Below are 14,218 nucleotides of genomic sequence, written 5' to 3'. Positions count from 1 at the left end.
GATACGACGCAGTTTTTGCGGAGAGGCGCCATGAAAAAAACACTATCCATTTCCGCCCTGGTGGCGGCCGTTGTCCTGGCAGGGTGCCAGGCGGTCAACACGACCAGTGGCGGTGCGGTCGGCGTCGATCGCAAGCAGTACATGTTCAGCATGCTGTCGACCGATCAGGTCAACCAGATGTACGCCGAGTCCTACCAGAAGACGCTGTCGGAAGCCTCCGGTAAAGGCGTGCTGGACAAGAACAGCGCGATCGCCAAACGCGTACAGGGCGTTGCCAATCGTCTCATTCCGCAAGCCACGTCATTCCGCCCCGATGCAGCGCAATGGGCGTGGGACGTCAACGTCATCGACAGTGACGAGCTCAATGCCAACTGCGGGCCTGGCGGCAAGATCATTTTCTATAGCGGTCTGGTCGAGAAGCTGAAACTCACCGATGACGAGATTGCCGCAGTCATGGGGCATGAGATCGCTCACGCGCTGCGCGAGCACGGACGCGAGGCAATGTCCAAAGCGTACGGTGTGCAGATGGCGACTCAGCTTGGCGCTGCGTTCGGTGTCGGCGCAGGAGGCCTGCAATTGGCGAATACCGGCGTCCAATATCTGATGACGCTGCCTAATAGCCGCTCCAACGAGAATGAAGCCGATCTGATCGGGCTCGAGCTCTCTGCGCGCGGTGGTTACAACCCCAACGCCGCGCTGACACTCTGGCAAAAAATGGCGCAGGCCAACGAAAGCTCCCCGCCGGAGTTCATGAGCACGCACCCGTCGTCAGAGTCGAGGACACAAGCGTTGCAGGCAGCAATTCCCAAGGTGATGCCGCTGTATGAGCAGGCGAAGAAAGGGTAGGTCGCGTTAAGGTGTGTTGATCAAGCCACGGTAAGCTCGCCGTGGCTTTTTTGTTGGGGCCTTGGTCTGTGGCTAAAAGCGATCGCCCACAAGTGGGCTCCTACAAAAGCAGCCAACCCTGTAGGAGCCCACTTGTGGGCGATCAGAATCTTACGGCGCCATAGATGTGCAGATCGGACTGCAATCTGCGCGGTCTCACATCACCGCTTACCCGCCCGATAAATACGAAACCCCTCACGCTCGGCCAGCGTCTGGCATGAGCCCAGATGCTGCTCGATCAGTGGCGGATAGCGCAGGAAGCTGTTGGCCACGATCCGTATCTCTCCGCTGCGTTCGAGGTGCGCATGGGCCTGGCGAAGCAGTTCTTCACTGGCCTGATAGTGGGTATGAACGCCCTGGTGAAAGGGCGGATTACTGATGATGCCCACAAGCGCTTCCGGTGCATCGCCAATGCCATCGCCCGCGAAGACTGACCCTTCCAGATTATTGGCCGCCAATGTCAGGCGACTGGCCTCGACGGCGAATGCGTCGACGTCCATCAGGCTCACTTGGCTAGCCGGGTAGCGGCGTTTGAGCCAGGAGCCGATCACGCCTGCGCCACAACCGAAGTCCAAAAGGTGCCCGCTAGGTAAACCGTCCAGATGTTCGAGAAGCAGCGCGCTGCCTCGGTCGAGGCGACCGTGGGCGAATACCCCAGGCAGACTGACGACCTGTAGCGGGCCGTCGGCAAGGTCCAGGGTGAAACGTTGAGCGAGCGAAGTGAGGTCTGGCGCGGGAACTGGCTGCTCGATGCGGACTTTCCAAAGCTGGCAGTGACGGGCACTGTCCAGTTTCTGTGGCTTGCCGAAAGCCTCGAGCTGGCGCGCGGCACGTTCGATGCCGCCGCGTTTTTCGCCGACCAGATACAGCAATTTTCCCGTAAGGCGAGACGCCAGAGTCGCTAGCAGGTAGTCGGTCAGCTCGCGGGATTTCGGCAGGAACAGGACGGCTGTATCTGTCTCGGCTTCTGGTGGCGTCACGCCAAACGTTGTGCGTGCACCGAACCGTTGACCGAGGTGACGGTGGTCGCCGAAATGCCACGTCCAGCCAGAGGCGTCCGGCAAGTTATGCAGGAGATCGTCCGCCGGCAGACCCGCCAAAAGGACCGAACCGGTGAAGAGTTCGGCCTGACGCAGCAATACTTCGCTTCGCGGGTCCATCTGAGGCTCCTGCAAAAAAACCGCAGAGCTTACTCGACGACTCGGACCGGAGCACCTTTTGCGAATGCTTCGGCGCTTTCCGCCAACTGCCCTACGATCCGCTGACGGGCCTCGCGGCTACCCCAGGCGCTGTGGGGTGTAACGATGAGCCGGGGAACGTCGCCAGCGAGTAGCGGGTTACCGTCTTTCGGTGGCTCTTGTGTCAGCACGTCGAAGCCGGCACCGCCTAGATGGCCACTACGTAGCGCGTCGACCAGTGCCACTTCATCAACCAACCCGCCGCGGCCCGCATTGATCACGAACGCGCCTGGCTTGAGCAGGGCGAGTTCGCGGGCGCCGATCAGGTTGCGTGTCTGGTCAGTAAGCGGGCAGTGCAGGGACAGGGCGTCCACCTGCGGAAGCAGGTCGTCGAGCGCCAGGCGATCCTGTGATGCGGGACGTCCGGGCAGTTGCCCGATAAGCACTTTCATTCCGAAGGCTTCTGCCAGTCGCGCGACGGCACTGCCGAGTTCCCCATAGCCGAGGATGCCGAGCGTTTTCCCGGACAGTTCGAAAATTGGGTAGTCGAGGAAGCAGAATTGATCCGCCTTCTGCCAGCGACCCGCGCGTACCGCATCGTGGTAATCAGGCAGACGGGTGGCGAGTGCCAGTAGCAGCATGATCGTGTGCTGCGCGACGGATGGCGTGCCGTAACCCTGGCAGTTGCACACCGTCACGCCATGAGCTTTCGCCGCTTGCAGATCGACATTGTTGGTGCCCGTGGCCGCGACAATGATGAGCTTAAGCTTCGGCGCTGCGGCAAATGCCGCCGCATCCAGCTTGACCTTGTTCGAGATGACGACCTGCGCATCGCGTATGCGCTCTACAACCTGAGCGGGATCGGTAGCGGCATGGATATCCAACTGGTCGAAAGCTGCCTCGAGCGGAGACATGTCGAGATCACCCAGATCAAGGGAAGCGTGATCGAGAAAGACGGCGCGGCGCTGTTCGCTCATGTGGCGGGTTCCTGATTCATTGTTATCGGTTCGATGGAGAGGACCACATTGATGTCCCCAGGCCGTCGAAGTACGCCACGGACAGGCTGAACGCGCAACTGGTCTATCGTCTTGGTTATGTGGGTGATCGGTCGCGTAGTGCGCCAACCGAGGACGTTTGGATCAAGGGTTTTGCGGTCATTCTCTAGCCTTGTGTTGAGTCGGCTGGCGCATTCGCGGCCAAGGCCGCTCCTACAGGGTGGCGCAAGAAAAGACATCAATAGGAGAAATCAGCACGCTTGTGTAGGAGCGGCCTTGGCCGCGAATGCGTCGGCAGCCGCTCCACAAACGCTCCGGATCTACCGCGGTGCGATAGGCGCCTTAACAGGCAGCAAAATACTCAAACGATCCCCACCCCAAAACCCAACCACCGAGCCCTCTCCAATTGCCGCTCCACCATGACTCAGGTACCCTCGCGCCTTCGAACAGGTGCCCCGTGAGGGGTGAAACGGGAAGTCCGGTACGGCTGCAGGCCCATCCCGGTGCAGCCCCCGCTGCTGTAAAGCCTGACGCGCTTGCAATCGCCACTGGTGACCCCGGGAAGGCGCAGGCTGCGGAAGACGGCGAGCCAGAAGACCGGCCTGATCGATCGCCATGGCGTACCTCGGGGTGTGGGTACCGGAATCGCGCATCGCCCGTTGGCGAGGCGTCATCCCGTGTCGACGGTGCAAACCGTTTCCCCCGAGCGCCCGAATTTTTTGGCCACGCCTGTGTGGTCTTTTGTCGGAGCCGCAGATGATCGACGAAGAGAAGAAGCAGAACCACGCCGAGCGCATGAAGCGCAAGAAGGCCGTGGTAGATGCGGGCATGGAGCGGGCGCAGATCGAGCGCGGCATCTTCATCCTCATTACCGGTAACGGCAAGGGCAAGACCACGTCAGCGTTCGGCACTCTGTACCGAGCGCTGGGATACGGTCATCAGGCGGGTGTCGTGCAGTTCATCAAGGGGCAGCAGACCTCCGGTGAAGTCGTCTACCTTCAGCGCCAGGCGCCCGGCGTGCAGTTCCACCAGATGGCCACCGGCTTCACCTGGAACACCCAGGATTGGGACAAGGACAAGGCCGCCGCGGACGAAGCCTGGACCCATGCTGCGCGCATGCTGCAGGACGAGAGCCTGAACCTTGTCGTCCTGGACGAGTTGACCTACATGTTCAAGAACAACTACCTCGACCTCGACACCGTTCTGGAAGCGATCCGCAATCGCCCGCACATGCAGACGGTCATCATCACTGGCCGTGCGGCCAAGCCCGAGCTGGTGGAGCTGGCAGATACCGTGAGCGAGATCAAAGACGTCAAACATGCGTACAAGGCCGGTGTGAAAGGCCAGGCCGGGGTGGACTTTTGACGCAGCCCACAACGCTGATCGTCTGCGAAACCTGCGGGCAGGATGAGTCTGGTGTGGAGCGCAAAGGTGAGCGATTTGCCTCTCTCGTCGAGCAACAGGCCAAGGCCTCCGCTTTGACCGTCACCCGCACCCGCTGCCTTATGACCTGCCAGCGCCATTGCGCGGCGGTGCTACGTGCACCCGGCAAGATCACATATGTACTGGGCGGCTTCACGCCGGACGAAACGGCTGCCGAGGCGCTGCTCGACTACGCCGGCAAATACACTGAATCAGAAACCGGCCAGGTACCGTTTCGCACCTGGCCGGCTGGCATCAAAGGCAAATTTGTCGCGCGCATTCCCGCGCTGGATACCTGACCACTTTCATCTCTCCATCTTTTCATCTTTTCATCTCTTCATTTTTCAGGACTGCCCCATGAACAGCACCAGCAAGATCCCCGTCACGATCGTTACCGGCTTCCTGGGCAGCGGCAAGACCACGCTGCTGCGCCATATCCTCGACAACGCCGAAGGGCGCCGCATTGCCGTGATCGTCAATGAGTTCGGGGAATTGGGCATCGATGGCGACATCCTGCGGGGTTGTGGCATCGGCTGTGACGAGGACGGCAACGAGCAGGCGGGCCAGCTGTACGAATTGTCCAACGGCTGCATGTGCTGCACGGTGCAGGAAGAGTTCTACCCGGTGATGCGCGAGCTGATCGAGCGCCGCGCCGACATCGATCATATCCTCATCGAGACCAGCGGCCTGGCATTGCCCAAACCGTTGGTTCAGGCGTTTCACTGGCCCGAGATCAAAAACGCTTGCACGGTGGACGCGGTGGTCACACTTGTGGACACGCCGGCTGCCGCTTCCGGGCAGTTCGCTGCGAACCCTCAAGCGGTAGATGAGCAGCGCCGCGCGGATCCGAATCTGGATCACGAGTCGCCATTGCATGAGTTGTTCGAGGACCAGCTGGTCGCGGCGGATCTCGTTGTCCTGAGCAAGACCGATCTTGTCGAGTCCGCCGCCGTCGAGCAGGTCACGGCGCTCGTGCGTGGCGAGGTGCCGCCGGAAGTGAAGATCATCGCCAGCGACGCGGGTCGGCTCGATCTGGACCTCATCCTCGGGTTGTCTCGTGCGTCCGAAGAAACGATCCACCTGCGTAAGGGCCATCACGATCATGGCGACGACGAGGAGCATGATCACGACCATGATCTGTTCGACTCGGTGGTTGTGAACCTTGGCAATGTAGACCGCGACCGGCTGATGACTACGTTGGAAACACTGGTGCGTGAGCACACGATCTATCGCATCAAGGGTTTCGTGGCGCTGCCGGAAAAACCGATGCGTCTCGTCGTGCATGGCGTCGGGCAGCGGTTCGACAGCTATTTCGATCGCCGCTGGGCAGCCGATGAAACGCCGAACACGTATCTCGTGCTGATCGGTCAGGAGCTGGACGGTGCGGTGTTGCAGCAGGCGATCGAGTCGGCGGCCGTTTAAAACTTGTTTACGATCTTTCGTAATCAACCTTCTCCTGTGGGAACGGGCCGGGCGGCGATCCGCCATGCCCGCGAAGGGTGTAATCAGGCATAACTGCTGTGAGTTTGAGATCATCTCGCGGACATGCGGATCGCCGCCCGGTCCGCTCCCACATATATGCCTAGCCATCGAACTGCCCTGGTTCGCGAGATCGTGAACAGGCTTTGAGGAAGCGTCACAGATGCACATGCTGTCAGCCATGCCGGGTGGCTACGTCGACGAGAGCGGCGCGATCATCACCCGGCTCGACCAGACACCCGGCGATATCGTCATTCTGAGTTCGGCTGACACGACGCTGGCCCTGCTGGCAGCTGCGCATCCGCAAGCCCGTGATCCCCAGGCGCCTTACCCCGAAGTACGCCTCGCCAACCTCGTACACCTGCGCCAGCACGCGTCGATCGATCTCTACATCGACGAGGTGCTGCAGCACGCGAAGGTAATAGTCGTCGACCACCTGGGCGGCGAAAGCTATTGGCCCTACGGCACTGAACAGCTCGTTTCGCTGTGCCGCCGTAAGGGCATCGTGCTGGCGATGTTTTCCGGTGACATGAGTGAGGACCCGAACCTTACCGCGCTCAGCACCGCCGATGGTGAGGCATGCCATCAACTGTGGCGCTATCTGCGTGAAGGTGGGGCAGGGAATGCGGCGGCGCTTTACCGTTATCTCGGTGTTCGCTACTTCGACCTGCCAGGCCCGGTACCGCCACCTGTGACGCTGGCGCCAATCACGATTCATCATCCGCAACGGCAGCCGGCTGCAGTCGCCGATTGGCAGGCGCGCTGGTTGCCAGGAGCGCCATGCGTCGCCGTTCTTTTCTACCGTTCTCACCTCCAGGCGGGTAATACGCGGGTGTTCGACGGGCTGTGCGACGAGCTGCTCAACGCCGGCTTGAATCCGCTGCCGATCGCGTTGCTCTCGCTCAAGGACGGACTGTGCCTGGCTACGTTACGTCAGCTCTGCACCGAGCATGAGGTCGGGCTGATCTTGAACAGTACCGCCTTTGCCCATTCCGCGATCGACGATCCGGGCGATCATGCGCTCGTTGGCGATATTCCCGTGCTGCAAGTGATGCTTTCCAGCGGCAATCAGGAAGGCTGGCAGGACGATCCGCACGGTCTGCAGCCACGCGACATGGCCATGCAGGTGGCGTTGCCGGAAGTAGACGGGCGCATCATCAGCCGCGCGTTCAGCTTCAAGGGATTGGGCAGGCGCTGTGAGCTCACGCAGTGCGACGTCGTCGAGTATCACGGGCGGGCAGAGCGCATGGCGTTCATTGCCGAACTGTCACGCCGTTGGTGCCGCCTACGCACCTTGCCGAATGCTGAGAAGCGCCTCGCCCTGATCCTGGCTAACTATCCGACGCGGGAAGGTCGGCTGGGCAATGGGGTTGGGCTCGATACGCCAGCGTCGATCATCAATATCCTCAACCGCCTGCAGCAGGATGGTTACCGTGTCGAAGGCACGCCTGCCGACGGTGAGACGTTGATGGCTGCGCTGAAGGCCGGCATCACCAATGATCCAGATAACTGGGGCATGCGACCCGCCATGCAGAGCCTGGCCATGGCGGATTACCTGTCGTTTTTCGAGGGTTTGCCCGAGACCAGCCGTGCCTCTGTGGTCGAGCGGTGGGGACCGCCCGAGCAAGATCCATTGCTGCGCCAGAACCGCTTCATGATCGCGGGATTGCGCCTAGGCACCGTGTTCGTCGGTATCCAGCCAGCGCGCGGCTATAACCTCGACGAGATGGCCAACTACCACGACCCAGACCTCGTGCCGCCGCATCACTACCTCGCGTTCTATGCATGGTTGCGCCGCCACTGGGCCTGCGATGCCATCGTCCACGTCGGCAAGCACGGTAATCTCGAATGGCTGCCGGGCAAGAGCGTCGCGCTGAGCGACACCTGCTGGCCAGACATCATCTTCGGGCCCATGCCTCATCTGTACCCCTTTATCGTCAATGATCCGGGGGAGGGTACCCAGGCCAAGCGCCGCACTCAGGCGGTCATCATCGACCACCTGATGCCACCGCTGACACGCGCGGAAAGCTACGGCCCGACCCGTGACCTCGAGCGCCTGATCGATGAGTTCTACGATGCACTCACACTTGATCCGCGCCGCGCAGGGCTCTTGCGCAAGCAAATTCTCGCGATGATCTTGCAGAACAACCTGCATGCCGACCTCGGCATGCCGCCGCCATCGAGCGAGGAAGACGAGCAGACGCTCCTCAACCGCACCGATACCTATCTTTGCGAATTGAAGGAAAGCCAGATTCGCGATGGGCTGCATGTCTTTGGCGAGTCGCCTCAAGGCCGCCTGGAGCGGGATACCTTGCTGGCGCTGGCTCGCCACGGAGTGGGCGATGGCCAGGGGCGTAATGCCAGCCTGGTTCGTGCGCTGGTGCATGATTTGTTGCCAGGTGGTGAGTTCGATCCGTTGACTGGGGAGTGGGGGAATCCGTGGGAAGGGGGTCGTCCTGAGATTCTTTGCGCTATTTGCGATGGCCCATGGCGTACGCTTGGCGACACCCGGGAGCGGCTGGAGCTGTTGGCGTTAGCACTGCTGGAAGAGTTGGAGTCGAACGACGATGCCGCAGCGCCCTCGATCTCTGTAGGAGCGGGCCGGGCGGCGATCCGCTTGCCCGCGAAAGCAATTTCCACCTCACTGCAGGACGTACAGACAGATCGCAATTCGCGGGCAAGCCCGCTCCTACAAAAGCCAGCAGTTGACGCAAATCTTCAGCAGCCTACGCCCCCTGTAGGAGCGAGCTTGCTCGCGAATTGCGATATTCCTGGCGATGCATTGGTAAGGTCGGAACCGCTTTCGCGAGCAACCTCGCTCCTACAGGATCAGGCGGATCTGCCACAAACTCTTCCCCACACCCATCCCGTCCTCCAACGCATCACCGACGACCTCCGTCCACGCCTACGCGCCTGCGGTCCTCAAGAACTCCACCAACTCTCCCGTGGATTGGAAGGCCGCTTCGTCCCTCCCGGCCCCAGCGGTGCTCCCACGCGCGGGCGCCCTGATGTGCTCCCGACAGGCCGTAATTTCTTCTCCGTCGACACTCGCATGATCCCGACGCCAACTGCCTGGACGCTCGGCGAGAAGTCGGCAGCGCTGCTGGTCGAACGCTACGTACAGGACAACGGGGACTACCCCAGCAGCATCGGTTTATCCGTCTGGGGCACCGCCACCATGCGCACTGGCGGTGATGACGTCGCGCAGGCGTTTGCGCTGATCGGAGTCCGTCCGAAATGGGCCGAAGGCAGCCATCGTGTGACTGATTTCGAGATCATTCCCGTCCCGAACCTCGGACGACCACGTGTCGATGTCACGCTGCGGGTGTCCGGCTTCTTTCGTGACGCGTTCTCGGGCGTGATGCAGATGTTCGACGCGGCGGTTCAGACGATCGCCGGGCTCGACGAGCCGGAAGAGGCGAACCCGATCCGCGCGCGCATCCTTCGCGAAAGCGCCCAGCTGCAAACGGAAGGTCTGGATGAAACCGCAGCGCATCGCCGAGCCAGCTTCCGCATTTTCGGCGCTAAGCCCGGTGCCTACGGGGCCGGCTTGCAAGGCTTGATGGATTCCCGCGACTGGCGGGATGAAGGTGACCTGGCTCGTGCTTATTTGAACTGGGGCGGGTTCGCCTACGGTGCGAAGGTCTACGGCGAAGCGCGCGCGGACACGTTCGCGCAGCAGCTGACGACTATTCAGGCCGTGGTGCAGAACCAGGACAATCGTGAGCATGACCTGCTGGATTCCGATGATTACTACCAGTTCCAGGGCGGCATGAGCGCGGCGGTCCATCACCTGTCGGGCGATCGCCCGGCGCTGCTTTTCGGCGACCACAGCAATCCCGAGGCGCCTCGTATTCGCGGGCTGGATGAAGAAATAAGCCGCGTCGTCAGGGCTCGCGCGACCAATCCGAAATGGATCGAGGGCATGCGCCGGCATGGCTATAAAGGCGCCTTCGAAATGGCGGCGACGGTCGAGCTGATGTTTGCTTTCGACGCCACCACAGGTGTGGTGCGGGATGACCAGTACGCCGGCGTAACCGATGCCTATCTGGAAGACCCGATCAACCGAGATTTTTTGCAACGGCACAACCCGGACGCGCTTCACGATATCGCCGAGCGCCTGTTGGAGGCCGTGCAGCGCGGGCTCTGGGCTGAGCCCGGCGACTATCGAGAACGCCTCGAAGCGCACCTGTTGAACGCCGAACGAGACCTGGAAACCTGATGGAACGCACACGCCCGCAATACCCGTTCGCTGCCTTGCATGGCCAGGACGACCTCAAGCTCGCACTGCTGCTGGTGGCGATCGATCCACATATTGGTGGCGTGCTGATCGAAGGCCCGCGTGGTACGGCGAAATCCACCAGTGCCCGCGCTTTGGCGGATTTGCTGCCAAGCGGCGCGTTCGTCAACCTGCCCCTGGGCGCGAGCGAGGAGCAATTGGCCGGCTCGCTTGATATTGGCGCAGCGTTGCAGTCGGGCGATGTGGTCTTCCGTCCAGGGCTGCTGGCAAAAGCCGATGGCGGCGTGCTGTATGTCGATGAGGTGAATCTGCTGGCCGATCCTCTGGTGGACCTGCTGTTGGACGTCTGCGCCAGCGGTATCAACCGAATCGAGCGTGACGGTATTTCGCATCAGCATCCGGCACGGGTGGCGCTTGTCGGCACCATGAACCCGGAGGAGGGCGAGCTACGTCCGCAGCTGCTCGACCGCTTTGGGTTGTTCGTGCGCTTGGGCGAGCGCATCGACATAGGGACTCGCGAAGCCATCGTGCGCAGTCGTCTTCTGTTCGATCGCGATCCGCAGCGTTTTCTCGCTGACCATGATGCTACGCAGAAGGGGCTGGCCCAGCGTTTGGCGGACGCCCGGCAGCGTGCAGGAGAACTTCCGTTTAGCGACGCCCTGTATCGGCAGGTCAGCGAACGTTGTCACGCTGCACACGTGGAAGGCGTGCGTGCGGACCTCGTCATGCTGCGCGCCGCCGCAGCTCATGCCGCTTGGCAACAGCGAGACGAGGTTCTGGGGGAGGATCTCGATGCAGTGGCGGAGCTGGTCCTCGCGCATCGCCGCCAAGTACCACCCGAAGCTCGACAGGAACCGACGCCGCGCGATACGTCCCACGGCGGTGGTTCGGCCGCCGCTACGGATGACTGGGGTGCGATGCCGCCCGAAACGGCACCCATCCAGTCTCTGGCCCACGCGGACCCGCTAACCGCAAAAAAGCGCTGAGCCGGACGCCTTCATCCGGCCGTCTTCCGGCAATCGGGGGGCAAGCCGGGAGGCGGCGCTCCGGCATTCATGAAACCAACCACATCCATTGGCCGCGTACGCTGCTGGCCAAGTCGCACGCTCCGCTCGCGCAGCATCACCTTCGTTTTCAGATGCGCAAAGCCGAGTCTGGAGTGCTGCACTGCGTGGTACTGGACTGCTCGGGCTCGATGCTCAAGCGGCGCAGCCTGTCGTTGGCCAAAGGCTTGCTAACGCGCTGGAGCGCTCGAATCTACCGCGAGCGTGGCGAACTGATGGTGATCGGTTTTTCCGGGTCGCGCGCGCATGTATTGCGGCACCCTGGTAAAGCGATCGCCTTCAACGAGCGCTGGATTCGGCCGATCGAAGGTGGCGGAGCATCGCCCGCCACATCTGGGATGGCGCTGGCCGAGCGGATATTGGCGAGTGTTAAGCGAAAGACGCCTGGCAAAGCAACGTTCCTTTGGTTTCTCAGTGACGGCCGTTTCGATCCTTTGCCCGAATGCCCGCGTTACGCTGACACAATTGGATTAGTGGATTTCGAGAGCGCTTCCGTACCACTCGGGCGCATGTCGCGTCTTGCTATGCAGTGGAGTGCGAGCTACCAGCGCGCGGAGGACATGGCGCGTGTGGAACGTTAAAAAGCGATTGCCCTGACTGCCACCTGTAGGAGCCCGCTTGCGGGCGATCAGCAACGAACATTCGACACACAGCGTGGCGTTGCGACAGCGATTGCTGAAGCGCCAATTGCTGACGAGCACGACGTCTGCAGGTCTCACACACTCTACTTCAACCGCGTACTGCATCGGCGTAAAGTGCAGCCCTCAATTCTCGCTGGAACTCGCCATGTACTGGGCTGAATTCTTTACCGTCGCGCTCATTCACCTCCTGGCTGTGGCAAGTCCAGGGCCGGACTTTGCCGTGGTGGTCCGCGAGAGCGTCATGCAAGGCCGGCGTACCGGCCTGATCACCGCCGCCGGTGTCGGTACCGGCATCCTTGTTCACGTTGCCTATTCACTGCTCGGTATTGGCCTGATCGTTTCGCAATCCATCGTGCACTTCAACGCGTTGAAGTGGCTGGCGGCTGCGTATCTGCTCTACATCGGTTTCAAGGCGCTGCGAGCGCGGCCTGCGGCGGTATCGGCAGACGCACTATCGGCACCCTCGGCAGATCGAAGCGCGCGGTCGGCATTCGTGGTCGGATTTGTCACTAACGGTCTCAACCCTAAAGCGACGCTGTTCTTCCTTTCGTTGTTCACCGTCGTCATTAGCCCGCAAACACCTCATCTGGTGCAGGCGGGTTACGGCCTCTACCTGGCCGTGGCCACTGGGCTTTGGTTCTGTATGGTGGCCCTATTGTTTAGTCAAGCCCGGGTACGCGCGGGCTTCGCCCGCTTGGGACATTGGTTCGACCGCGCGATGGGCGCGGTTCTGGTAGCACTGGGCATCAAGCTTGCCTTTACGCAAATGCGCTGATGCCGTTTTGTGAGCTGCGTTAGGCGCATTAACGTTCACGCGTGACCTGATTCCGGTTTATGTACCGACCGGGTTGAGCTCGATCATTTGCTTCGCCATCCTGCCGACCTTTCGAAGGTCACGCAGGGAGGCGTGGACATGTTCGATGTCGCCAATGATCGGCATTTTTCGCTTGCCTTGCCGGGAGTCGAGCACGACTTTCAGGTGCTCGAGTTCACCGGCCACGAGGCCATCAGCCAGCCCTATACGTTCGAGTTGACGCTGGTCAGCGAGCGGCCTGACCTTGATCTCGAACCGCTGCTGCATCAATCCGCATTTCTATCTTTTACACCGCAAGGCAATGGCATCCACGGTCAGATCCACCGCATCGCCCAAGGCGACGCCGGCAAACGCCTGACCCGCTATCACGTCACCTTAGTGCCGCGTCTGGCGTATCTCGCCCATCGCACGAACCAACGTATCTTTCAGCACCTCACCGCGCCGCAGATCATCGAACGTGTGCTCGCCGATCACGGCATTCTTGGTGACGCCCACCGCTTCGAGCTGGGTCCGGTCGTCTATCCGCCGCGGGACTATTGCGTGCAGTACGACGAGACCGACCTGCACTTCGTCCAGCGCCTGTGCGAGGAAGAAGGCATTCACTACCACTTCCAGCACAGCGAACAGGGACATGTGCTGGTGTTTGGTGATGACCAGACGGTATTTCCAGAATTGGGGCAGCCCGTCGCCTACCTACAAGACAGCGGCCTCGTCGCCAGCGAGCCGGTGATCAAACGCTTCGCGCTGCGCCTAGAAACGCGCACCTCCGAAGTCGTTCGCCGAGACTACGATTTCGAAAAGCCTCGCGTCCTCATGGAAGCGGTCGCCAAAGGTGAGGATTTGCCGCTGCTGGAAGACTACGACTACCCCGGTCGTTTCATCGACCGTGAGCGCGGCAAACACCTCAGCCAACGCGCCCTCGAACGCCACCGCCGCGACTACCGTCTTGCCAAAGGCCGCAGCGATTGCCCGCGCTTGATTTCCGGCCACTTCCTCGAACTTGCCGATCACCCACGTACCGATTGGAACGACCTCTGGCTGCTCACCGAGGTGCATCACGAAGGCAAGCAACCTCAGGTGCTGGAAGAATCCATCACCAGCGACACCCAAGCCTCTGACGGATTTACCCAGGGCTATCGCAACCGTTTTACCGCAACCCCCTGGGAGGCCCCTTTTCGACCTTCCCTGAACCATCCCAAACCCAAAGTGCTCGGCAGCCAGACCGCCGTCGTGACAGGGCCAGCCGGCGAAGAAATCCATTGCGACGAATACGGGCGGGTGAAGGTCCAGTTCCACTGGGACCGCCACGGCCAAGCCGATGACAAGACCAGCTGTTGGCTCCGCGTCTCCAGCAGTTGGGCCGGCGATCGCTACGGCGGCATTGCGATCCCTCGGGTCGGCATGGAGGTACTGGTCACTTTCCTCGAAGGCGATCCCGATCAACCCCTGGTCACCGGTTGCCTGTATCACAAGGAACACGCCGTCCCCTATGACCTGCCG

General features: G+C 61.3%; 11 protein-coding genes and 1 riboswitch. Of the genes, 9 read left to right on the top strand and 2 right to left on the bottom strand.

Annotated features, from left to right (window positions below):
* The first annotated feature begins 30 nt into the window (after positions 1–30).
* Positions 31–846 carry a M48 family metallopeptidase gene (locus IEY47_RS18360; protein ID WP_188985391.1) on the top strand — a complete coding sequence of 272 codons (816 nt, stop codon included), beginning with the start codon at positions 31–33 and terminating at the stop codon, positions 844–846.
* 200 nt (positions 847–1,046) lie between these two features.
* Here the strand turns inward: IEY47_RS18360 and IEY47_RS18355 are convergent, their stop codons facing one another.
* Entirely contained in the window at positions 1,047–2,045 is a 999-nt protein-coding gene (locus IEY47_RS18355) for a methyltransferase (protein WP_188985389.1), read from the bottom strand.
* A 29-nt stretch (positions 2,046–2,074) separates the two neighbouring features.
* Positions 2,075–3,040 (bottom strand): 2-hydroxyacid dehydrogenase, encoded by a 966-nt coding sequence (locus tag IEY47_RS18350; protein WP_188985387.1) that lies wholly within the window; start codon positions 3,038–3,040, stop codon positions 2,075–2,077.
* Positions 3,041–3,489: 449 nt separating this feature from the next.
* Positions 3,490–3,678, top strand: a riboswitch (cobalamin riboswitch).
* Positions 3,679–3,814: 136 nt separating this feature from the next.
* Between IEY47_RS18350 and cobO the strand changes: the two genes are divergently transcribed.
* From cobO to IEY47_RS18310, 8 genes are all read left to right on the top strand, one after another.
* Positions 3,815–4,423 (top strand): cob(I)yrinic acid a,c-diamide adenosyltransferase, encoded by a 609-nt coding sequence (cobO, locus tag IEY47_RS18345; protein ID WP_188985386.1) that lies wholly within the window; start codon positions 3,815–3,817, stop codon positions 4,421–4,423.
* Entirely contained in the window at positions 4,420–4,779 is a 360-nt protein-coding gene (locus IEY47_RS18340) for a DUF1636 family protein (RefSeq protein WP_188985385.1), read from the top strand. The genes cobO and IEY47_RS18340 overlap by 4 nt, the downstream gene beginning before the upstream one ends.
* 58 nt (positions 4,780–4,837) lie before the next feature.
* Entirely contained in the window at positions 4,838–5,902 is a 1,065-nt protein-coding gene (gene cobW, locus IEY47_RS18335; RefSeq protein ID WP_188985383.1) for a cobalamin biosynthesis protein CobW, read from the top strand.
* Between the two features lie 220 nt (positions 5,903–6,122).
* Positions 6,123–10,181, top strand: a complete 4,059-nt coding sequence (cobN, locus tag IEY47_RS18330; RefSeq protein WP_188985381.1) for a cobaltochelatase subunit CobN — start codon at positions 6,123–6,125, stop codon at positions 10,179–10,181.
* Positions 10,181–11,185 (top strand): magnesium chelatase ATPase subunit I, encoded by a 1,005-nt coding sequence (locus IEY47_RS18325; RefSeq protein WP_188985379.1) that lies wholly within the window; start codon positions 10,181–10,183, stop codon positions 11,183–11,185. Before cobN ends, IEY47_RS18325 begins: the two co-directional genes overlap by 1 nt.
* 152 nt (positions 11,186–11,337) lie before the next feature.
* Positions 11,338–11,844, top strand: coding sequence for a vWA domain-containing protein (locus tag IEY47_RS18320; protein ID WP_188985377.1), 507 nt, complete (start codon positions 11,338–11,340; stop codon positions 11,842–11,844).
* Positions 11,845–12,049: 205 nt separating this feature from the next.
* A complete protein-coding gene (locus tag IEY47_RS18315) occupies positions 12,050–12,679 on the top strand; it encodes a LysE family transporter (RefSeq protein ID WP_188985375.1) in 630 nt (209 codons plus the stop codon).
* Between the two features lie 138 nt (positions 12,680–12,817).
* The coding region (locus IEY47_RS18310) for a type VI secretion system Vgr family protein (RefSeq protein ID WP_188985373.1) at positions 12,818–14,218 on the top strand (1,401 nt) is incomplete at its 3' end.

It is taken from the genome of Pseudomonas matsuisoli, from assembly GCF_014647635.1.
Taxonomy (GTDB): Bacteria; Pseudomonadota; Gammaproteobacteria; order Pseudomonadales; family Pseudomonadaceae; genus Pseudomonas_P; species Pseudomonas_P matsuisoli.
The sequence above is the reverse complement of the archived record's forward strand: the minus strand, read 5'-3'. Positions and strand labels throughout refer to the sequence as shown.